Origin of the sequence: Streptomyces sp. NPDC012474 (assembly GCF_042955185.1) — a bacterium.
GTDB classification, from domain to species: Bacteria; Actinomycetota; Actinomycetes; order Streptomycetales; family Streptomycetaceae; genus Streptomyces; species Streptomyces cahuitamycinicus.
In genome coordinates this window covers 286,661-305,131 of the sequence record NZ_JBIBEP010000010.1, presented here as the reverse complement: position 1 = coordinate 305,131, position 18,471 = coordinate 286,661, and the positions used below count along the sequence as shown (strand labels likewise).

20 protein-coding genes are annotated in these 18,471 nt (G+C 72.5%); 8 read left to right on the top strand and 12 right to left on the bottom strand.

Features of this window, described 5'->3' with window-relative positions; all coding sequences use genetic code 11:
- Positions 1-632: 632 nt before the first annotated feature.
- Positions 633-1,688, bottom strand: coding sequence for a hypothetical protein (locus ACFY9S_RS23420; RefSeq protein WP_391131612.1), 1,056 nt, complete (start codon positions 1,686-1,688; stop codon positions 633-635).
- Between the two features lie 645 nt (positions 1,689-2,333).
- Positions 2,334-2,963 carry a GNAT family N-acetyltransferase gene (locus ACFY9S_RS23415; RefSeq protein ID WP_391131610.1) on the bottom strand — a complete coding sequence of 210 codons (630 nt, stop codon included), beginning with the start codon at positions 2,961-2,963 and terminating at the stop codon, positions 2,334-2,336.
- Positions 2,964-3,140: 177 nt separating this feature from the next.
- On the opposite strand from ACFY9S_RS23415, the gene ACFY9S_RS23410 reads away from it, so the two are divergent.
- Complete coding sequence (locus tag ACFY9S_RS23410; RefSeq protein WP_391131608.1) at positions 3,141-3,686, top strand: DUF488 family protein; 546 nt, start codon at positions 3,141-3,143, stop codon at positions 3,684-3,686.
- Between the two features lie 4 nt (positions 3,687-3,690).
- Here ACFY9S_RS23410 and ACFY9S_RS23405 read toward each other — a convergent pair whose 3' ends face one another.
- Entirely contained in the window at positions 3,691-4,341 is a 651-nt protein-coding gene (locus tag ACFY9S_RS23405) for a hypothetical protein (RefSeq protein WP_391131606.1), read from the bottom strand.
- A 96-nt stretch (positions 4,342-4,437) separates the two neighbouring features.
- Entirely contained in the window at positions 4,438-4,773 is a 336-nt protein-coding gene (locus tag ACFY9S_RS23400) for a hypothetical protein (protein ID WP_391131604.1), read from the bottom strand.
- Positions 4,774-4,960: 187 nt separating this feature from the next.
- Between ACFY9S_RS23400 and ACFY9S_RS23395 the strand changes: the two genes are divergently transcribed.
- The 6 genes from ACFY9S_RS23395 (at position 4,961) to ACFY9S_RS23370 (ending at position 10,636) form a co-directional block, all read left to right on the top strand.
- Positions 4,961-6,427, top strand: a complete 1,467-nt coding sequence (locus tag ACFY9S_RS23395) for an alanine racemase (RefSeq protein WP_391131602.1) — start codon at positions 4,961-4,963, stop codon at positions 6,425-6,427.
- Positions 6,424-7,743 (top strand): pyridoxal-phosphate dependent enzyme, encoded by a 1,320-nt coding sequence (locus tag ACFY9S_RS23390; protein ID WP_391131600.1) that lies wholly within the window; start codon positions 6,424-6,426, stop codon positions 7,741-7,743. The genes ACFY9S_RS23395 and ACFY9S_RS23390 overlap by 4 nt, the downstream gene beginning before the upstream one ends.
- A 5-nt stretch (positions 7,744-7,748) precedes the next feature.
- Positions 7,749-8,945: an aminotransferase class V-fold PLP-dependent enzyme gene (locus ACFY9S_RS23385; RefSeq protein ID WP_391131598.1), complete on the top strand. Its 1,197-nt coding sequence runs from the start codon at positions 7,749-7,751 to the stop codon at positions 8,943-8,945.
- Between the two features lie 90 nt (positions 8,946-9,035).
- A complete protein-coding gene (locus tag ACFY9S_RS23380) occupies positions 9,036-9,800 on the top strand; it encodes a methyltransferase domain-containing protein (protein ID WP_391131596.1) in 765 nt (254 codons plus the stop codon).
- 160 nt (positions 9,801-9,960) lie between these two features.
- Entirely contained in the window at positions 9,961-10,260 is a 300-nt protein-coding gene (locus ACFY9S_RS23375; protein WP_391131594.1) for a hypothetical protein, read from the top strand.
- A gap of 64 nt (positions 10,261-10,324) precedes the next feature.
- Positions 10,325-10,636, top strand: coding sequence for a helix-turn-helix transcriptional regulator (locus ACFY9S_RS23370; protein WP_102910858.1), 312 nt, complete (start codon positions 10,325-10,327; stop codon positions 10,634-10,636).
- 4 nt (positions 10,637-10,640) lie between these two features.
- Here the strand turns inward: ACFY9S_RS23370 and ACFY9S_RS23365 are convergent, their stop codons facing one another.
- From ACFY9S_RS23365 to ACFY9S_RS23340, 6 genes are all read right to left on the bottom strand, one after another.
- Positions 10,641-11,294, bottom strand: coding sequence for an ATP-binding cassette domain-containing protein (locus tag ACFY9S_RS23365; RefSeq protein ID WP_391131592.1), 654 nt, complete (start codon positions 11,292-11,294; stop codon positions 10,641-10,643).
- Positions 11,287-12,264 carry an oligopeptide/dipeptide ABC transporter ATP-binding protein gene (locus ACFY9S_RS23360; RefSeq protein WP_391131630.1) on the bottom strand — a complete coding sequence of 326 codons (978 nt, stop codon included), beginning with the start codon at positions 12,262-12,264 and terminating at the stop codon, positions 11,287-11,289. Before ACFY9S_RS23360 ends, ACFY9S_RS23365 begins: the two co-directional genes overlap by 8 nt.
- 8 nt (positions 12,265-12,272) lie before the next feature.
- A complete protein-coding gene (locus ACFY9S_RS23355) occupies positions 12,273-13,172 on the bottom strand; it encodes an ABC transporter permease subunit (RefSeq protein WP_391131590.1) in 900 nt (299 codons plus the stop codon).
- The gene (locus ACFY9S_RS23350; RefSeq protein ID WP_102909016.1) at positions 13,162-14,130 is read right to left on the bottom strand and encodes an ABC transporter permease; all 969 of its coding nucleotides are present in this window, start codon (positions 14,128-14,130) and stop codon (positions 13,162-13,164) included. Before ACFY9S_RS23350 ends, ACFY9S_RS23355 begins: the two co-directional genes overlap by 11 nt.
- A 20-nt stretch (positions 14,131-14,150) precedes the next feature.
- Positions 14,151-15,740: an ABC transporter substrate-binding protein gene (locus ACFY9S_RS23345; RefSeq protein ID WP_391131588.1), complete on the bottom strand. Its 1,590-nt coding sequence runs from the start codon at positions 15,738-15,740 to the stop codon at positions 14,151-14,153.
- Positions 15,741-15,853: 113 nt separating this feature from the next.
- Positions 15,854-16,294: a DUF6299 family protein gene (locus ACFY9S_RS23340; protein ID WP_391131586.1), complete on the bottom strand. Its 441-nt coding sequence runs from the start codon at positions 16,292-16,294 to the stop codon at positions 15,854-15,856.
- 242 nt (positions 16,295-16,536) lie between these two features.
- Between ACFY9S_RS23340 and ACFY9S_RS23335 the strand changes: the two genes are divergently transcribed.
- Positions 16,537-16,731, top strand: a complete 195-nt coding sequence (locus ACFY9S_RS23335; protein ID WP_391131584.1) for a DUF5999 family protein — start codon at positions 16,537-16,539, stop codon at positions 16,729-16,731.
- A 40-nt stretch (positions 16,732-16,771) separates the two neighbouring features.
- Here ACFY9S_RS23335 and ACFY9S_RS23330 read toward each other — a convergent pair whose 3' ends face one another.
- Entirely contained in the window at positions 16,772-17,170 is a 399-nt protein-coding gene (locus tag ACFY9S_RS23330; RefSeq protein WP_391131582.1) for a Rid family hydrolase, read from the bottom strand.
- A complete protein-coding gene (locus ACFY9S_RS23325) occupies positions 17,167-18,348 on the bottom strand; it encodes an acyl-CoA dehydrogenase family protein (protein ID WP_391131580.1) in 1,182 nt (393 codons plus the stop codon). The genes ACFY9S_RS23330 and ACFY9S_RS23325 overlap by 4 nt, the downstream gene beginning before the upstream one ends.
- Between the last annotated feature and the right edge of the window lie 123 nt (positions 18,349-18,471).

The following is an 18,471-nucleotide window of genomic DNA, read 5'->3' as shown; positions in this document are numbered from 1 at the left end:
CAGCGCCGCCACGTCCAGCAGCCCCGAAAACCGCACCACCAACGGCACGTTGTACGTGCCCGACGCGCCCTCGACCCGCGACAGGAACCACAACCCCCGCTGCGCGAACGACAAAGGAACGACAGGATTCTCCACGGCTTCTCTCTCAGACGTTTGGGCCGAGCTGCGCCGGCGCAGAGGGGTGCGTTGGCAAGAGGGGAAGGTTCAGCGGTCCGGTCACCTGACGGCGGCACCCGGGGTGCGTGAACGTCGTTTCATGGTGGTCCGGCGGCCGTTGCGCGGACATCGGCATCGGCCCGGTCGGAGCCGAGGGCTCGCTCGCTATGGGGAACCGGCTGCTCGTCGATGGGATCACCGTGGCCGGTCTCTCCAGCGGACGTGCTCACGTCGTCGTCCCATCGTGTGACGCGGCCGATCTATGGTCAAGACTTCTTGCCCATTCGACTGCAAGGGCTTCGACCATGGCCTCAACGGTGATCGGAGACGTCCGCACGGGCCCCTCGGCCGCTTGGAAGGCCCAGAGATCTACGTGGAGCGCGCGGTGGACATCAGCCGGAGCCGGCCGGCGAAGTCGGAGGGCGCCGACAGGGGCCCTACCCCCGTCGGCGCCCTACGGCTTCGCCGGCTGCGTCCTACTGGTTGCACTGCTTCACGCGTTTGCGCATCTGATGGCTGAACTGTCCCCACGTGGACGCCATGTCCTGGGCGAGGTCTGCCATCGTGCCCGCGCAGTGCGGCGGAATGGCGTCCAGGAACGCCTCCAGTTCCTCCGGCTCCACCACTCTGGCGAGCAGCAACCGCAGCAGTGCCCGGCCGGATTCGGTGAATCGGAGGGAGGGGTCCGCCGCCAGCGACTTGACGGCGACCTTGGCCTGGTGGGAGGCCGCCGGGGTGGCCCTCACCGTTGTCGGCGGGACGACCGGCCGGGCCTGGCCGCGAGATTCGGCACCGGCTTCTGAGCCGCCCGGCGACTCCTGGCGGGCGGCCTGTTCCTCCAGTTTGCGCCGTGTCTGGTAGGCGGTACTGACGGAGACGCCCGCGATGGCGGCGATCTCACGCAGTGTGGCGTCAGGGCGTTGGGCGACCACGTCGGCCACCACTTGGCGGCGCCGGGCCGCGTCCATCGGGTGGGCGCGGCCGTCGGCGCCGATGCGGGTGTTCGACTGAGGAAGCTCCTCAGTCGAACGACGGCGGACGGCACCCACGGTCTTGGGCGACAGGCCGGTCACGGCGGCGATGGTGCGGTCCGAGAGCTGGCCATGTGTGCTCATCAGCCGGGCGGCGGCGTGCTTGCGCTCCTGCAGGCTGAGCGGAAGGCCGTGGGTCACGTTTAAGCGAACCGACTGGAGGAAGAGTTCGCTCTCGTCGCCGTCGAAGAAGGTGACCTCGATGGTCTCCTCCCCGCGGGCGATGGCGGCGTTCAGGCGGTGCATCCCGTCGATCACGCGCAACGTGTCCCGGTGTACGAGCACGGGCGGGAGGGCGGTCTCCGCTTCCGCCAGCAGCCGCACATGGGCCTGGTCGATTCCGTTGGCGCGGGGCGAGTCGGCGGGCAACAGCACACGGACCGGCAGTCGGCCGGGCTCACCGCTCAGCGGGCGTTCGGTCGCCCGGGTCTGCTGCTCAGTGATACCGACCGGCGCGCGCTGTCGTAGGTCATCCGTCTGATTCTGGACATATCTCGCCATTACGTCTCCCCGTTGCGAAAAGGACGGCAAGCCGACTGGTCTCCGTTGTCCGCGGCCTTGGAGGCGTGGATTCCGGTGACCAAGAGGAAGCTGCGCCCCCGTGATCCATCCAGTGCATCACCGTGCCATGTTCCTCGCGGTTATGTGTAGTCCCGGAAATCAACTTCACAGAATGCGCTGCATCTCTCAGCCACGAGGCCGCTTCCCGTGACGTGATCTTGAACGGGCAGGTCCTGATCATTTGGCGACCGGGCATGCGGCCGACGCCCTCCGAGTGACCGCTGCTATCGATCACACAGCTGAGACGCAGGCGCCCCCTGCGGGGCTTGATGAGCAACTCACCCTGCTCAGGCGCGGGTTGAGACTTGCCGACACGCACCGGATGGGCGATTCGAGCGGTGCGGCATGCTTCCCCGCACATCACTCTCGCTTTCTGCGACCTGCCGCGGCAGCGCCACACAACGGAAAGTATTGGAAAAGGGAAGGAAAAGAGTCGGCAATATGTGCACGTCAGAAATGACGACGCCGCGTCCGCGGCGAGGGTCGGGAGCTCGCAGTGCGGACGAGGCGCACCGGCCCAAGAATGGGAGAACCTTCAATATTCCGAAAATCAACAAGTCCTGGGCTATTCCTGCTCCATCGCCCTCACTGAGGCAGACGCACGAAGACCGCCAGCGAGGCGCGCGGGACCCAGCCGAGGAACGTGTAGAGCGCCCGCCCCTCCTCGGTGGCGCTGAGTACCGCGCTCCGGGCTCCGGAGGCGAGAGCGGCCTCGGTGAGGGCGTGCATCACCAGGGTCCCCAGGCCGCGCCGCTGGTGCGCGGGGTAGGTCGCAACCCGGTCCACGACCGCCACCGCCCCGTGGACCGCCGCATAGCCGGCCGCCGCCGTCTCGCCGTCAGCGGTGTGCACCCGGACGCGAGTGACGGAACCGTCAGTTTCGACGTCCGTCTCGTAGCCGTCCGGCACCCGGGCGGCGGTCCGCCGCAGCGGGGCCGTCATCAGCAACTCGGCGTCCCGGCGCTGCCATACGGGCCCGAGCACGGCCGACGCGCGCCCGGGGTCGAGGAAGGTCAAGATCCGAGATGTCGGCTCAGCGGCCTGCGCGGCGACATCGCGCAGGGTGTCCTCGTCGCTGCGCAGGAGTACGTACCGGGCTCGCTCGCGTGGCCGGGCCACGTCGACGCGCATCCCCCACGGCAGCTCGACCGGCACCGGACTGCGTCGGGCGAGCGCCAGACCCGCCACCCAACTGCGCGTCAGTTCCAGCACCATCGGTCCTCGCCCTCCCCCGAGCAGTGATTGCTCACGTAGGCTACTGGCAAGTCACAGCGATCGCACCGACGTCACTTTCCTCCGTGCAGCGCGCGGCGATGCCTGCTCGGGGGTGTCCGCCGTGAAGTCAGAACGAAACCCAGGTGTGAGCCCGCCGGAACGGGAAAGTCCGCCCCTGTGGACGTGCTCCTGGTGACCTTCGGGCACAGCACCGCCGGGCGGGACCGGATCGTCGCGTTGCTGCGCGGTGCCGGTGTGACGGCCGTCGTGGATGTGCGGACCGCTCCCGGCAGTCGGCGGGATCCCGACCTGCTGCGGGAGCGGCTCGCCGAGTGGCTGCCGGCCGCCGGGATCGGCTACCGGTGGGAACCCGCGCTCGGTGGGTTCCGCCCGCTGCCCGCGGACAGTCCGGACGTGGTGTGGCGCAACGCGTCCTTCCGCGGCTACGCCGCCCACACCCGGTCCCCCGAGTTCGTCACCGCGATGGACCGCCTGCTGCACGAGGCCGCGGGTGCCCGTACGGCCGTGATGTGCAGCGAGGCGGTCTGGTGGCGCTGCCACCGCCGGCTGATCGCCGACTTCGCGGTGGTGGCCCGCGGCGTACCGGCCCACCACCTCATGCACGACGGCCGGCTGAGCGCCCACACCCCGACGCCCGGCGTGCGGCTGCGCGACGACGGGCTGCTCGTCTACGACGCCTCCACCGAGCCGACCCGGGGCTGAGCCGTCAGTACAGCTTGTTCACCGCCGTGACGGTCGTGGCCTTGAAGTCCGGTACCTGGGCGTGCTGGAAGGTACCCATCTGGCTCCAGCGGACGACCGTGACGGTCCGGCCGTCGCGGCCGACCGAGAAGAGGCCGATGTCGGAGGAGCCCCAGGCGGAGGCGGTGTGGATGCCGTAGACGTCGGCGCCCTCCTCGACGTTCAGCCGGCCGTAGTACCTCTGCGTCGCGGTGATGTCGGGGTCCTGCCGCATCAGCTTCTTCGCGCAGCCGGCCAGGTCCTTGCGCAGCAGGGCCGCGAAGTCCTTCGCCCGCTGTTCGCTGCGCTCCACGACCGTGATCTGCTGGGCGCTCGTGTCGTACTCCGTCCCGTACTGCCGGTGCGTGGTGATGGACGGCAGCGCGTCGCCCACACAGATCGGCAGCGGGTCGGGCCGGCCGGCGGTGACCGGACCGGCGTACCAGGGCGAGGTCGGGTGCGGCGGCAGTTCGGCCGGCTCCAGGAACCGGGGCGTGCCGGAGGCCGGTGCGGTGGCGGCAACGGCCGGGACGGCGGCTGCGGCGACACCGGCGACGGCCGCCAGCGCGGCCACGGTGGTGCGGATTCCTCGGTTCTGCCGTATTCCTCGGGCACGGATCTTCATGGTCTCCCCCATTGGTTTCCCCCGGTCGTCCCCGGTCGCGTGCTCGGGCTTGTGCCCTTGCCCCCTGTACGACCCGTCACCGGCCGCATTCGTTGCCCCCCGGACCTGCTACGGCTCCGTCCCGATTGTCACCGGTCCGCTACCGCGGACCGCGTCCCTCACCGAGGGCGGCGACGGCGGCCGGGCCGTGGCCCGCGGCGAGGAGGGGGCGCGGATGTCGTGCTCCGGATCGGGGGCGTAGCCGATCAGTACGTCGGCGGGGCCCTGGATGCGGATCTCACCGAGAACGGCGGGGAGGAGGGTGCGGGCGCGGTCCAGCAGGCCGGTCCAGCAGGCCGGTCCGGGAGCCGGCGGTGACGGTGGCGGGGAGCCGGGGTACCCCCGGGCGTCAGGCGCATGCGTGACGCCCCGGGGTGGGCCCGCGGCGAGCCGCGAAGCGTCCATGCCGCCGCCTCGCGCCCGGCGCGCGCCGCAGCCCGGCCCGTGATCCGCTTCACACCGGCCGAGGCGTAGGCCCGGGTCTTACAGGGCGTAAAGCGACCGAAGAATGGATAGGGGCTATACGGCGATACGCGGGGAGTGTCCGACGTGCCCGGATGCCGGGTGCGGCGGCCTCAGGAGGGGAGCGCGCATGGACGGCCGGCCCTTGTATCTCGAACCGCGGCTGGAGCCACGGCTGAGGTCGCTCGTGGCGGCACACGGCACGCTGCACTCGATCGTCGACGCGCTCGGCTCACCCCTGCACGTCGTCGTGCCTGACCAGATCGCCGAGAACCTGGAGCGGTTCCGGTCGGTGTACCGCTCGCACCATCTGCCGGGGCAGGTCTTCTACGCCCACAAGGCCAACCGGTCCAGTGCGCTGCTGCGGCGGCTCGCCGCGACGGACGCGGGCGTGGACGTCGCGTCGCTGGGCGAGTTGCAGCACGCGCTGGGTGCCGGGTTCGACGCCGGCCGGATCACGGCCACAGGGCCGAAGAATCCCGAGTTCCTGTGGCTGGCGGCCCGTGCGGGAGTCACGGTCAGCGTCGACGCCGTTGCCGAGCTGGACCAGCTCGCCGCCCTGGTGCGCAAGCACGCGCTGTCCCCGGTGCGGGTGCTGCTGCGGCTGTCGGGCTTCGAGACGGCGGGGGTGAAGGTGCTGAGCCGGCGCAGTCGTTTCGGCACGCCCGTACGGGAGTTGGAGGTGCTGCTGGAGGCGGTCGAGCGGCATGCCGACGCGGTCGATCCGGCGGGGGTGGCCTTCCATCTGGACACGACGAGCGTCGCGGAGAAGGCGACCGCCCTCGAAGGGAGCCTGGCCGCACTGGAGTTGTGCCGGAGCCGGGGGCTGCGGCCGCGGGCCGTGGACGTCGGCGGCGGGTTCGGCATCAGCTATCTCGCCGAGCGGGAGCAGTGGGAGGCGTACACGACCGCGCTGACCGAGGCCGTCCTCGGCCGGCGTCCGCCCCTGACGTGGGGTGGGCACGGCTATGGGCTGCGCAACGAGTCCGGCACCCTGCGCGGCACGCTCGGTCTGTACCCCGCCCACCGGTCCGTCGCCGGCGCCGCCTACCTCGACGAGCTGCTGCGCCGTCCCGCCGCCTCGCTGGGCGGGCGCCCGCTGGCCGCGCTGCTGTTGGAGCACCTGTACGACCTGCACATCGAGCCCGGCCGGGCGCTGCTGGACCAGTGCGGACTCACCCTGGCGCGTGTCCTGGAGGTCCGCACCCAGGAGGCCGGCGGGGAACTGCTCGTACGGCTGGCCGCGAAGGCGGACGACATCGCCCTGGAGGACCACGGGGTGCTGATGGACCCGGTGGTCGTTCCCCGGGTCGGAGCAGGGCCGGGCGAGGAGCCGGTCGCCGTGCACCTCTTCGGAAGCCTCTGTCTGGAGACCGACCTGATCACCCGGCGCACGGTGTTCCTGCCGCGCCGCCCGGAACCCGGCGACCTGCTGGCCTTCGCCAACACCGCCGGCTACGCCATGGACTTCCACGCCACCCGCGCACAGCACCAGCCCGCCGCCGGCAAGGTCGCCGCCTGGCAGGACGGCGATGCCTGGCGCTGGTGCCTCGACGACCGGTTCTGGCCGATCACGCCCGCGAGGGGAGCTCAGTGAGGTACGACAGCATCACCGAGGTGATAGGCAACACCCCTCTGGTGCGGATAGACCCGGCGGTGCACGGCCTGCGCACCATCGATCTGTACGCGAAGCTCGAAATGCTCAACCCCTTCGGCTCGGTCAAGGACCGGCCCGCCTGGAGCATGGCGGGCCCCCTGCTGGCCGAGGCGGTCGAACAGGGCAGCCAGGTGGTCGAGTTGTCCAGCGGCAACACGGCCAAGGCCCTCGCGGTCATCGCGGGCATGCACGGCCTCGGCTTCAAGAGCGTCACCAACCGGATGCGGATCCCGGAGATCAAGGATCTCCTGCTGCTGCTCGGAGCGGAGATCGAGGAGCTGCCGGGGCAGAGCGAGTGCCTGGACCCGACCGCCACGGACGACCCGCTGACCTTGTTCCATCGCACGCTCTCCGCCTCGGGCAGTGCCTATCTGCACACCGACCAGTACTTCAACCCGCGCAACACCGAGGCCCATCTCACCGGCACCGGACCGGAGATCGTCAAAGACCTGGACGGCCGGGTTCCGGACTGGTTCGTCGCCTGTGTGGGCACGGCCGGGTCCTCCACGGGCGTCGCCCGCGCGCTGCGGGAGGAGGATCCCGCCGTGCGGGTGGTCGGTCTGGTGGCGGCCAAGTCCGACTTCATTCCCGGGATCCGCACCATCGACGAGGTGCAGGAGGTGGGTCTGTTCGACCCGGAGACGTACGACACGATGGAGTCGGTCAGTTCCGACGACGCGATCGAGGGGATGCTGACCCTGAACCGCCGCTGCGGCATCCTGGGCGGGCCCACCGGAGGGGCGGCCTACTTCGGCGCCGTCCGCCATCTGCGGCCTCTGGACGAGGAGTCGGAGGAGCGGCGGACCGCGGTGTTCATCGTCTGCGACCGGGTGGAGAGCTATCTGAGCTACGTCCGGCAGCGGCGGCCCGATCTGCTGGGCCGCCCGCCCCGGAAGAACTCGCCGGCCGACCTGTCCGACGCCGAGGTGGGCGGGGCGCCGTCGGTCACCGTGGCCGAGGCCCGGCGCTGGATGGAGACCGAGGGGCCGCTCGTGGTCGACCTGCGCAGCCCGTACGCGTACGCGGCGCTGCACATCGACGGTTCGGTCAACATCGTCGACGAGCTGTTCGCCGAACTAGTCCGGGGCGGGATGCCGTTCAGCCGGCGGCGGCCGGTGCTGCTGGCGTGCCCGGTGGGTGAGCAGTCCGCGCGGTACGCGGCGCTGCTGACCCGGATGGGCCACCCGGACGTGCGCAGCCTGGCCGGCGGCATCATCGCCTGGCGGGACGCGGGCGCTCCCCTGGTGCGGGACTGACCGGCGTGAGCACACCGAGCGGCCGCGAGGACCAGGGGCGGTGGCAGCGGGCGCTGCGCGCCCAGTTCCCCATCGTCACCGGGCATCCGGAGCTGGCGTACCTGGACAGCGCGGCCACGGCGCAGAAGCCGCAGGCCGTCCTGGACGCCGTGCAGACGTACCTGACCACGTCGAACGCCAACGCCGCGCGCGGCACCTACACCTGGGCCAACCGCACCACGGAGCTGGTCGAGCGCACCCGCGGGCGCGTCGCCCGGTTCCTCGGGGACGACCGGCCGGAGCGCTCCGTCGTCCACTTCACCGGCGGCACCACCGAGGGGCTGCGCACCATCGCCCGCGACTGGCTGCCGGGCTTCCTGCGCGACGGTGACGAGATCGTCGTACCGGACGCCGATCACCAGGCGAACATCGTGCCCTGGCTGGAGGCGCAGCGGTCGCTCGCACGGGAGGGGCTGCACGTCCGGGTGGTGCCGATGCCGTACCAGAGCGGTTCGGGGGACTACGACCACCGGGCGCTGGCGGAACGGGCCGGGCCGCGTACCCGGTTCGTGGCCACCACCCATGTGCACCACGTCTACGGCGGCGACATGAACGTGCACCGCGTCCGTGAGGCCGTCGGCCCGGACGCGGTCATCTGCCTGGACGCCGCGCAGAGTGTCGGCCATCTGCCGGTGTCCGTGGCGGAGCTGGACGTCGACTTCGTGGTGTTCTCCGGTCACAAGGCGCTGGCCCTGCCCGGTTCGGGGGCGGTGTGGGCCCGGCAGGCGCGCGGGCCGGAGTTCGTGCCCGGCGGGTGGAGCGGCACCCCCAACACGGTGGGCGTCGCCTCGCTCGAAGCGGCCCTGGACTGGCTGGAGGCGGCCGGTGTCGACCGGATCGAGCGCTGGACGGCCGACCTGGCGGCCCGGCTCACCGAGGGGCTGCGCCGGCTGGACGCCTACGAGATCCTCGGCTGCCCCCTCAGTCTCGCCGCCGACTCGACCGTGCAGCGCCGCCGCGGCATCGTGACGCTGCGGCACCGCGCCATCGACTCGGGCGATCTGGGGTTCATCCTGTTCAGCCACGGGTTCATGGTCCGCTCCGACCATCACTGCCAGGGCGACGCGGGCGAGAAGACCGGGTCGGTGCGGGTGAGTCTGCATGTGTACAACACGGTGGAGGAGGTCGACCGGCTGCTGTCGGTTCTCGCCTCGCTCCCGTGACACCCCCAACTGGGCATAATGGGAACCGTTTCCACCTGTAGGCTCGGGCCGTAACGAGTCAGGTGCGAGACGGCGAGGTGGCGCGACCGGATGGGGCTGAGTCTGGCGACGGCGGAGCGGTGGGTGGAGCGCTGGGAGCTCCAGCAGCAGCGGTACGCCGTCGACCGCGAGGAGCGGTTCACGGTGATCGCCGATGTCGTCGAGCACGTCACGGCGGGGGGTACGGCCCGGCCCCTCGTCGTGGACCTGGGCTGCGGGCCGGGATCCCTCGCGGCCCGGCTGGTCCGGCGGCTGCCGGACGCCGAGATCGTGGCCGTGGACCGGGACCCCGTCCTGCTGGAGCTGGGCCGCACCCACCACCCGGACGCGGCCCGCTACGTCGACGCGGAGATCGGCGCGCCCGGCTGGGTGCGGGCCCTGGATCTGGACCGGCCCCTGGACGCGGCGGTCTCCACGACGGCCCTGCACTACCTCGACCGTGACACCCTGCTCGGCACCTACCGGCAGCTCGCCGGGCTGCTGCGCCCCGGGGGCGTCCTCGTCAACGGCGACCACCTCCCCCAGGGCCCGGCGGGCCCGGCCGGGATCGCCGCCCATGTCGGACGGTGCCGGGCCGACCGGCAGCGCGTGTTCGCCCACGAGGACTGGGGCTCCTGGTGGGCCGCGGCCGGCGACGACCCGGAGCTGGCCGACCTCCTCACCGAGCGCCGGCGGCGCGAAGCCCCCCGCGGATCGGGCCGCCCCGCCGAGCTCCCCCTCTCCGCCCACCTGGAGCTCCTCCGGCAGGCCGGCTTCGGCAAGGCCGGCCCGGTGTGGCAGTACGGCGACAGCTGCGTGGTCGTGGCGGTGCGCTAGAAGTCCCCTGACCGGGCGCTTCACTCGTGCGCCCGCCCCGGGTGGCGGGTGGGTGCGGGTCCTCCGACAATACATGCAGGAATCGCTATATGTTAATGTCGCCACGCCTGCCCGGCCGAAGCACCGCCGGCGGCCACCAGCACACACGAGGAGCACCACCATGACCACCGCCGAGCACATCACCCACGAGGACCACGCGCACGCCCACGGCGACGACTGCGGACACCTCGCCTTCACCCACGGCGACCACACCGACTACGCCCACGACGGCCACATCCACCGGACGCACGACGGCCACACCGACGAATGCGCGAACGGCGGCCACGCGGTGCACCAGAACCACGACCACGAGCACGGCGACGACTGCGGCCATCTGGCCGTGCGCCACGACGACCACACGGACTACGTGCACGACGGCCACCGTCACGCCGCCCACGAGGGACACTGGGACGACCACTGACAGCAGTCGCCCCCGGCGCGCGAGGAACAAACTGGGAATCGTTGTCATATGCTAATGTATGCATATGACAACGACGCCCCCTCCCCCGGCGGACGAGCCGGATCCCACCCTGCAGGCGGCCGGCGAGCTGTTGCGCGCGCTTGCCTCGCCGGTACGGCTGGGCATCGTGCGGGAACTGTCCGGCGGCGGGAAGTACGTCCACGAACTGGTGACCGCCCTGGGCGTCAGCCAGCCGCTGGTCTCCCAGCACCTGAGGGTGCTGCGCACCTCCCGGATCGTGACCGCCCGGCGTCAGGCCCGCGAGACGCGGTACACCCTCACCGACGACCACGTGGCGCACATCGTCCTGGACGCCATCCGGCACGTGCAGGAGTAGTGCCTCAGGTCAGGCTGTCCCACTGGACGGTGCGGTCGCACCAGCGCTGGAGCAGGGCCCGGTCGTGGCCGACGGCCAGCAGGGCGGCGCCCGTCGCGGCCCGGTAGACCTCGACCGCCGCGACCAGGGCGGCGGCCGTCGAGGCGTCGAGCATCGCGGTCATCTCGTCGCACACCAGCATGCGCGGGCGCAGCACCAACGCCCGGGCGAGACAGGCGCGTTGCAGCTGCCCGTCACTGACCTCGTGCGGCCGCCGGGTCAGCAGGTCGGGGGTGAGACCGACGACGGGGGCCAACTCGGCGATCCGGCCCGTGACTTCCGCGCCGCGGCCGGTGGCGCGCAGGGGCTCGGCGATCAGGTCGGTGAGCGGCAGCCGTGGGTCCGCGGAGAGCCTCGCCTGCTGGAAGACGACCCCGAAGGCGGTGCGCTTCTCCCGTGGGGCGCGGTGGCGCCAGCGCCGTACGGGCTCGCCGTCGAGGAGCAGGGTGCCGGAGTCGGGGCGGTGCAGCAGGGCCGCTACCCGCGCGAGGGTGGACTTGCCGCAGCCGCTCGGGCCGAGCAGGCCGACGGACTCGCCCGGCGCGACGGCCAGGGACACGTCCCGGACCACCGGTGCGTTCCTGGCGTATCCGGCGGTGATGGAGCGCAGTTCAAGCACGGACGTCCTCCGGCACGTGCGGGTGGTGGCAGGCGACCGTGCCGGTGGGCGGCGGGGCGGCACAGGTGTCGGTGGCCCGGTCGCAGCGGGCGGCGAAGGAGCAGCCGTCCGGCAGGTCTCCCAGTTCGGGCGGCATGCCCGGGACGGGGGTGAAGGCGCGGTCGGGCAGCGCTCGGAGCAGGCCGCGGCTGTAGGGGTGGCGGGGGCCGGGTGAGCCGAAGAAGGCCGTGGCGTCGGCGAGTTCGACGATCCGTCCGGCGTACATGACCGCGACCCGGTCGGCGATGCGCTCGGCGGCGGCCAGATCGTGGGTGATCATCAGCAGGGCCCGTCCGCGACCGCTGCCGCCCGGGTCGTCGACGTGCCGCCGCAGTTCGTCGGCCGTACGGTCCACCAGGTCGCGGTCGAGTCCGGTGGTGGGCTCGTCGGCGAGCAGCAGGGGTGCGTCACCGACCAGGGCGAGGGCGGTGGCGGCGCGCTGGGCGAGACCGCCGGACAACTGGTGGGGGTGGCGGTCGAGGTGGTCAGCGGGGAACGCGGCCCGTTCTGCCGCGGCCTCGGCGGCGGCCCGCAGGGCGGCGCGGCCCCGGGTCGCGGTCAACGCGGCGACGGTCTCCTCCAGTTGGGACCGGACGGTGCGGACGGGGGTGAGGTGGGCGGCCGGGCTCTGCGGTACGAGGCCGATGAGCCGCCCCCGTACGGTGCGGGCGAGGGTCCGCTCGCCGGCCGTGAGCAGGTCCAGGTCGCCGAGGAGGGCCGAGCCCGCGGTCTGGGCGTTGCCGGGGAGCAGTCCGAGCAGGGCGGAGGCCAGCACGGACTTGCCGCAGCCGCTCTCCCCGATCAGGGCCAGGCACTCGCCGGGCGCCACGTCGAACCGCGCGTCGGTGACGGCGGCGACGCGGCGCCCGCCGGGCATGAGGAACCGCACGGACAGTCCGCGCACGGACAGCACGGGGGTCACGGACTCCATACCGGCGCTCACAGCATCAGCTCCGATCGGTGGCGGGGGTTGATCCGCTCCCGCCAGGCCCCGGCGAGTCCGGCGATGGCGAGGGTGGGGACGATGAGGAAGAGGCCCGGGAAGAGGGTCGGCCACCACTGGCCGGCGAGGAGGGAGCCGCGGGCACTCTGGATCAGCGTGCCGAGGCTCGCCGTGTGCGTGGGCAGCCCGAGTCCGAGGAAGGACAGCGCCGACTCGTGCCACATGGCGTGCGGCACCATCAGCACGGCGGCGAGCGCGGCCTGGGGCAGGACGGCGGGCAGCAGGTGCCGTACCGTCACCCGCCACCGGGAGGCCCCGCCGGAGACGGCGGCGTCGATGTACGGCCGCGACCGCAGCGACAGCACCTCGGCACGGACGATCCGGGCGGTGGACAGCCAGTGGGTCAGCGCGACCGAGATGACCACCGGCCACACCCCGGGGCGGAACATGGCGACGATGAAGATGCCGAGCAGCAGATGCGGCACGGACGAGAACGTGTCGACCACCCGCATCAGGGCCCGGTCGGCCCACCCGCCCAGCGCCCCGGCGGCCGCTCCCACCGCCGTGCCGACGACGGTCGCGGTCAGCGCCGCCGCCACCCCGACGAGCAGCGAGACGCGCAGGCCGTAGACGCAGCGCAGCAGCAGGTCGCGGCCGACGTCGTCGGTGCCGAACGGGTGGGCCCAGGAGGGCGGTCGCAGCTTGGCGGCGAGGTCGACGGCCTGCTGGTCGAGCTGGACCAGCGGCGGCACGAGCAGCACGGCGAGGACGGTCGCGGCCACCAGCGCGGCTGAGGTGCGCACCCGCAGGGCGCGGGTGGATCGGCGCCGGGGCCCGTGCGAGCGCCACTCGGTCCGCTCCGGGGCGGCGGCGGGCGCAGGGGTCTCACATGTCACTGAGCTTCACCCTCGGGTCGAACAGTCCGTAGAGCAGGTCGGCGAGCAGGTTCCCGGCGAGCACCGCGGCGGTGGCCAGCGTCGTCAGGGCGGCGAGCAGCGGGAAGTCGACGGCGGTGGCCGCCTCGACGGTGGCCGCGGCGATGCCCGGCCAGCTGAAGACGCTCTCCACCAGCAGCGCTCCGGTGATGAGTTCGGGAACGCGGGAGCCGATGAGCGTGAGCACCGGAAGGAGCCCGGAGCGCAGGGCGTGGCCGAGCAGGACGGTGCCTTCGCTCAGGCCGCGGGCTCGGGCGCCGCGTACGGGGTCCTCCGCCAGGGCGTCGCCGACGCCCTGGCGTACGTACAGGGTGAACCACGGCAGCTGGGACACGGCGAGGACACCGGCGGGCAGGGCGAGATGGCTCGTGACCTGGCCGGGCGTGACCTGTTCGCTGCCGGTGTCGGTCAGGCCGCCCGCCGGGAGGACGTCCCACTGGAGGGCGAACAGCCAGATGGCGAGCAGCGCGATCCAGAAGACCGGCGCCGCCTCCAGGGTGTAGGCGAGGGAGGTGACGGTCCGGTCGACGAGCGAGCCGGGGCGGCGGGCGGCGAGCACGCCGAGGACGGTGCCCACGAGCACGGCGGCGGCGAAGGCGACCGCGCAGAGCAGGGCGGACCACACGAGCCGTTCGCCGATGACCTGGGCGACCGGCTGCCGCATGACGCTGGAGTGGCCGAGGTCGCCGGTGAGCGCGGAGGTCAGCCAGTGCCACCAGCGGGCGGCGAAGGGCCGGTCCACGCCGAGGTTCTCGCGCAGCCGGTCCAGGGTCTGCTGGTCGGCGCCGAGCGCGGCGGTGCCGGCGTACGCCTTGACGGGGTCGAACGGGGAGGCGGCGGCGATGGCGAACACGCCGAAGGTGACGACGAGCAGCACGGGGACGGCGAACAGGGCCCGCCGTCCCGCCAGCCGTGCCATCGCTCCCCAGGGGAGTCGGGTCACTTCTTCGGCTGCCAGTCCTCGATGTTCCACCAGGGGCCGCTGGCGAAGCCGTGCTCGTGCGGCTCCAGCTGGGTGTTCAGGCCGTCCCAGCGGTCGGCCAGCACGTAGAGGTGGTCGATGTGGGTGAGGAAGGTGTAGCCGGGGTCCTCCACCAGGGCCCGCTGGAGCTTGTCGTAGGCGGACCTGCGCTCGGCCGGGTCCTGGCTGCGGCGGCCGTTGTCGAGGGCGCGGTCCACGGCCGGGTTGTCGTAGCGGGCCATGTTGTTGAAGCCGTCACCGGCGAGGGAGGAGTGCAGCAGCGTGTAGAGGCCGAAGTCGGGGTCGCCGGTGCTGCCGAAGCCCGCGAGGACGGCGTCGTCCTTCATGCGGGGCTCGATGACCTCCCATGTGGCGCTCTCCGCCGTCACCTCGATGCCGGCCTTCTTGGCGTCGGAGGCGTAGGCGAGGGCGTGGTCCTGGCGGACCTTGTCACCGGAGGGGTAGAGCAGGGTGAAGGCCGCCCGCTGTCCGTCCTTGGTGCGGATGCCGCCCTCGCCGGGCTTCCAGCCGGCCTCGTCCAGGATCTTGCGGGCCTTGCCGAGATCCCTGGTGCGCTCGATGTCCTTGGTGAAGGCGGGGTCGTCGACGGGCAGTGGTCCGTATGCCGGGCGGCCCGCGCCGTCGAGGATCTTGTCGACCATGGCCTCGCGGTCGACGGCGGCGTCGAGGGCCCGGCGGATCGCCCGGTCGCCGGTGACCTTGTTCGCGGTGGGGAGGGTGACGGCCCGGAAGTCGTAGGACCGGGCCTCGTAGGTGCGCTTGGCGTCGTCGCCCTTGAACGTGGCGGCGAGGTTGGGCGGGAGGACCGCGCCGTCGAGGTCACCGGAGCGCAGGCGGGTGGCGCGCACGTTGTCGTCGCCGATGACCGCCATGGTGAAGGTCTTCACCTTCGGCTCGCCGCCCCAGTAGCGGGGGTTGGCCTTGAAGGTGAGCTTCTCGCCCTTGCTCCACCCGGCGAGGACGTACGGCCCGGTGCCGACCGGCTTCGTGTTGAAGGAGCCGGTGTTGGGGTCCTGCTTCCCCGCGATGTGCTCCGGGACGATGGGCAGCACGGTGCGGGCGGCGAAGGGGGCGTAGGCGTACTCGAGCGTGAAGACGACCTGGTCGTCGCCGCTCGCCTTGACCTCCTTGACGGCGGCCAGCTCGCTCTTGAAGGTGTTGTTGGTCTTCGCGTCGAGGACGGTCCGGTACGTGTAGACGACGTCGGCGGCCGTCAGCGGTTCGCCGTCGCTGAACTCGACCCCGTCGCGCAGGGTGTAGGTGTACGTGCGGCCGCCGTCGGTGATCTCGGGCAGTCCGGCCGCCAGGGCGGGCTTCAGCTTCAGCTCGGCGTCGCGGGCGAGGAGCCCGTCGAAGATCTTGGAGTTCCCGTCCTTGCCGTAGCCGAGCAGCGGGCTGAGGGTGTCCGGCTCGGAGGCCACCCCGAGCACGACGGACCCGCCGGACTTGCCGTCGCCAGAGCCGCCGCCGCTGGGGGCCGAGCAGGCGGTGACCGCCGTGGCCAGCGCCGCCGTGACGGCGGCCCCTCGTATCCGACGGGTCGACATGTGACCTCACACCCTTGTTGCTCTCGTAAGGCTGTTGCAAAGACATCGCAATTAAAACAGGGTCGGCGGGCGTCCCGGACCCGGGTCGCCCGCCGAACCGTTCACCGTGGTGTTCAGGCCTGGCTCAGGGTGATGTCCTGCCCCTGGACCGCGTGGAAGGTGGGCAGCGGCAGGCCGCTGAAGGTGCGCAGCTCCATCACGGTGGCCTCGACGTGGGCCGCCCCGGCCACGAGCGCGCCGGGCACGGTCCGGCCCGTGTTCACCCAGCGGTGCTCCGCGCCGTCGCACACGGCCCGGGTGCCGCCGATGCCGTGACGGGTCGTGGAGAGGCCCTGGCGCACGGAGGAGCTGACGAAGACGGGGCCGCTGGAGCTCGCGCAGCGGTAGGTGCCGGACAGGGTGACGGTGCCGTCGGCGGCGATCCGGCCCACCGCGTCGACCGTGACACTGCCGGTCGGGGCGAGGACCGACGCGGTGGCGGGTGCCGCGCCGGCACCGGTGAGCAGGAGCAGCGCGGCACCGGCCGCCGCGCCGAGAAGGGGACGTACACGCATGGGAACCTCCCGAAATGAGTGGAATTGCGGCTTCCACTCGTACCGGCCCTCCGGGCCGGCGCTCGTGACCCTCACCCCTTCGGTGGCGAGTCCGCGCCGGCCGTCGTGGAACCGTCCTGGGAATGTCCTGGGCGTGTCACTCTTCCCGTCGGGCCGTTCCGATGAGTACGGCACGGGAGGATGGTCTGTCTGTACGAGTCATCCGAATCCTTCGGGCGGCCCTACCGACGTGGAGGTGCGCCATGTGTGCCCACCAGCCCCTGTGCTCCGCGACCGACTCCCCCGCCGCGCACGTCGTCGCGGCCCGCCCCGAGCAGGGCTGGAGCCTGCTGTGCGACGGGACGGTCGTCTTCGACGACACCGGTGAACTGCTGCCGGACGGGCGCGTGGTGCAGCCGCGCCGGGTGGCGGCGGAGGGGCTGGCCGTCGCGGCCTGACCGGAGCGGCGCCCTCGGGCGGCACGCGGGCCGGATCGCCCTACGGCAGGACCGCGAAGCCGTCCAGTTCCACCATCGCCTCCGCGTCCCACAGCCGGACGACCTCGACGACCGCCATGGCGGGGTAGTCGCGTCCGGCCAACTCGCGCCACAGGCGGCCCAGTTCGGGCGCGTGCGTGCGATACGCCGCGACATCCGTGGCGTAGACGGTGACGCGGGCCAGGTCGGACGGCGCGCCGCCGGACGCGGCGAGGGCGGCCAGCAGGTTGGCGAGGGCCCTTTCGAACTGCTCGGGCAGGGTGTGGCCGACGACCTTGCCGTCGGCGTCGAGGGCGGTCTGGCCCGCCAGGAACACCACCCGCGACCCGCGGGCCACGACGGCGTGGGAGAAGCCGGCCGGCGGGGACAGCTCGGGCGGGTTGACGCGCTCGGTGCTCACCGGGCCTCCTGACGGGCGTACAACTCCTTGGCGATGATGCCGCGTTGCACCTCGCTGGCCCCCTCGTAGACGCGGGGCGCACGCACCTCGCGGTAGAGGTGTTCGAGCAGGTGGCCGCGTTGCAGGGCCCGTGCGCCGTGCAGCTGGACGGCTGTGTCGACGACGTACTGCGCGGTCTCGGTGGCGAGCAGTTTCGCCATGGCGGAGCGCCGGGGCACGTCCGGGGAGTCCGCGTCGTACGCCGACGCCGCCGCGTGGACCATCAGCCGGGCGGCCTCGGTGCGCAGGGCCATCTCGGCGACCTGGTGCGAGACGGCTTGCAGGTCCCGCAGTTTTCCCCCGAAGGCGTCCCGTCCGGCGGTGTGGGCGAGGGTCGCGTCGAGGGCGGCCTGGGCCATGCCGACCGCGAAGGCGCCGACGCTGGGCCGGAACAGGTTGAGCGTCCCCATGGCGACCCGGAACCCGCGGTCGGCCTCGCCGAGCACGTCGTCGGCCGTCACGGGCACGGCGTCGAAGTCGAGCGCGCCGATGGGGTGCGGCGAGAGCATGTCGATCCCGCGGCCGGTCAGGCCCTGGCGGTCCGCGGGGACGAGGAAGGCGGTGACGCCGCGGGCCCCGACGCCCGGGGTGGTCCGGGCGAAGACGGTGTAGAAGTCGGCCTCGGGGGCGTTGGAGATCCAGCACTTCTCGCCGGTGAGACGCCAGCGGGCCGGGCCGTCGGGGGCGGCGGCGAGAGCCGGGGCGGCCGGTGGCCGGTCGCCCCGCGGGGCCTCCGGCTCGGCACGCAGCTCCAGCGCCGCCGCGTCCGATCCCGCCCCCGGCTCGCTCAGCGCGAAGGCCGCGATCGCCGTGCCGTCGGCCACCCGGGGCAGCCAGCGGGCGCGCTGCTCCGGGGTGCCGTGCGCGTGGACCGGGTGGGCGCCGAGGCCCTGGAGGGCCAGGGCCGTCTCGGCCTCCGTGCAGGCGTAGGCCAGGGACTCCCGCATCAGGCACAGGTCGAGGGCACCCGAGGTGAACAGGCGCCCGAGCAGCCCGAGGTCGCCGAGCTCGGCGACCAGGGCACGGTTCACATGCCCCGGTTCGCCCTTGTCGGCCAGCGGGCGGAGCCGTTCCGCGGCCAGGGTGCGCAGCTCGGCGCACCAGGCGAGTTGTGCCGGTTCGAGCGAGAATGCGGTCATCGCCGGTCCCTTCTCCGCCACCCCGCCTGCCGGCCGGGCCACTCCGAGGCTATCGCGGACCGTTGACTGTCGTCACCAACACGATACGCTCCTGGGGCGAGCCCACCACGCCAAGGGGGCGAA

What these genes read in the sequence shown, in the direction of transcription:
- ACFY9S_RS23420 (WP_391131612.1), bottom strand. Translation starts at nt 1,688, where the DNA reads ATGGCGAGATATGTCCAGAATCAGACGGATGACCTACGACAGCGCGCG.
- ACFY9S_RS23415 (WP_391131610.1), bottom strand. Translation starts at nt 2,963, where the DNA reads ATGGTGCTGGAACTGACGCGCAGTTGGGTGGCGGGTCTGGCGCTCGCC.
- ACFY9S_RS23405 (WP_391131606.1), bottom strand. Translation starts at nt 4,341, where the DNA reads ATGGGGGAGACCATGAAGATCCGTGCCCGAGGAATACGGCAGAACCGA.
- ACFY9S_RS23400 (WP_391131604.1), bottom strand. Translation starts at nt 4,773, where the DNA reads ATGGACGCTTCGCGGCTCGCCGCGGGCCCACCCCGGGGCGTCACGCAT.
- ACFY9S_RS23395 (WP_391131602.1), top strand. Translation starts at nt 4,961, where the DNA reads ATGGACGGCCGGCCCTTGTATCTCGAACCGCGGCTGGAGCCACGGCTG.
- ACFY9S_RS23380 (WP_391131596.1), top strand. Translation starts at nt 9,036, where the DNA reads ATGGGGCTGAGTCTGGCGACGGCGGAGCGGTGGGTGGAGCGCTGGGAG.
- ACFY9S_RS23375 (WP_391131594.1), top strand. Translation starts at nt 9,961, where the DNA reads ATGACCACCGCCGAGCACATCACCCACGAGGACCACGCGCACGCCCAC.
- ACFY9S_RS23370 (WP_102910858.1), top strand. Translation starts at nt 10,325, where the DNA reads ATGACAACGACGCCCCCTCCCCCGGCGGACGAGCCGGATCCCACCCTG.
- ACFY9S_RS23360 (WP_391131630.1), bottom strand. Translation starts at nt 12,264, where the DNA reads ATGGAGTCCGTGACCCCCGTGCTGTCCGTGCGCGGACTGTCCGTGCGG.
- ACFY9S_RS23350 (WP_102909016.1), bottom strand. Translation starts at nt 14,130, where the DNA reads ATGGCACGGCTGGCGGGACGGCGGGCCCTGTTCGCCGTCCCCGTGCTG.
- ACFY9S_RS23345 (WP_391131588.1), bottom strand. Translation starts at nt 15,740, where the DNA reads ATGTCGACCCGTCGGATACGAGGGGCCGCCGTCACGGCGGCGCTGGCC.
- ACFY9S_RS23340 (WP_391131586.1), bottom strand. Translation starts at nt 16,294, where the DNA reads ATGCGTGTACGTCCCCTTCTCGGCGCGGCGGCCGGTGCCGCGCTGCTC.
- ACFY9S_RS23335 (WP_391131584.1), top strand. Translation starts at nt 16,537, where the DNA reads ATGTGTGCCCACCAGCCCCTGTGCTCCGCGACCGACTCCCCCGCCGCG.
- ACFY9S_RS23325 (WP_391131580.1), bottom strand. Translation starts at nt 18,348, where the DNA reads ATGACCGCATTCTCGCTCGAACCGGCACAACTCGCCTGGTGCGCCGAG.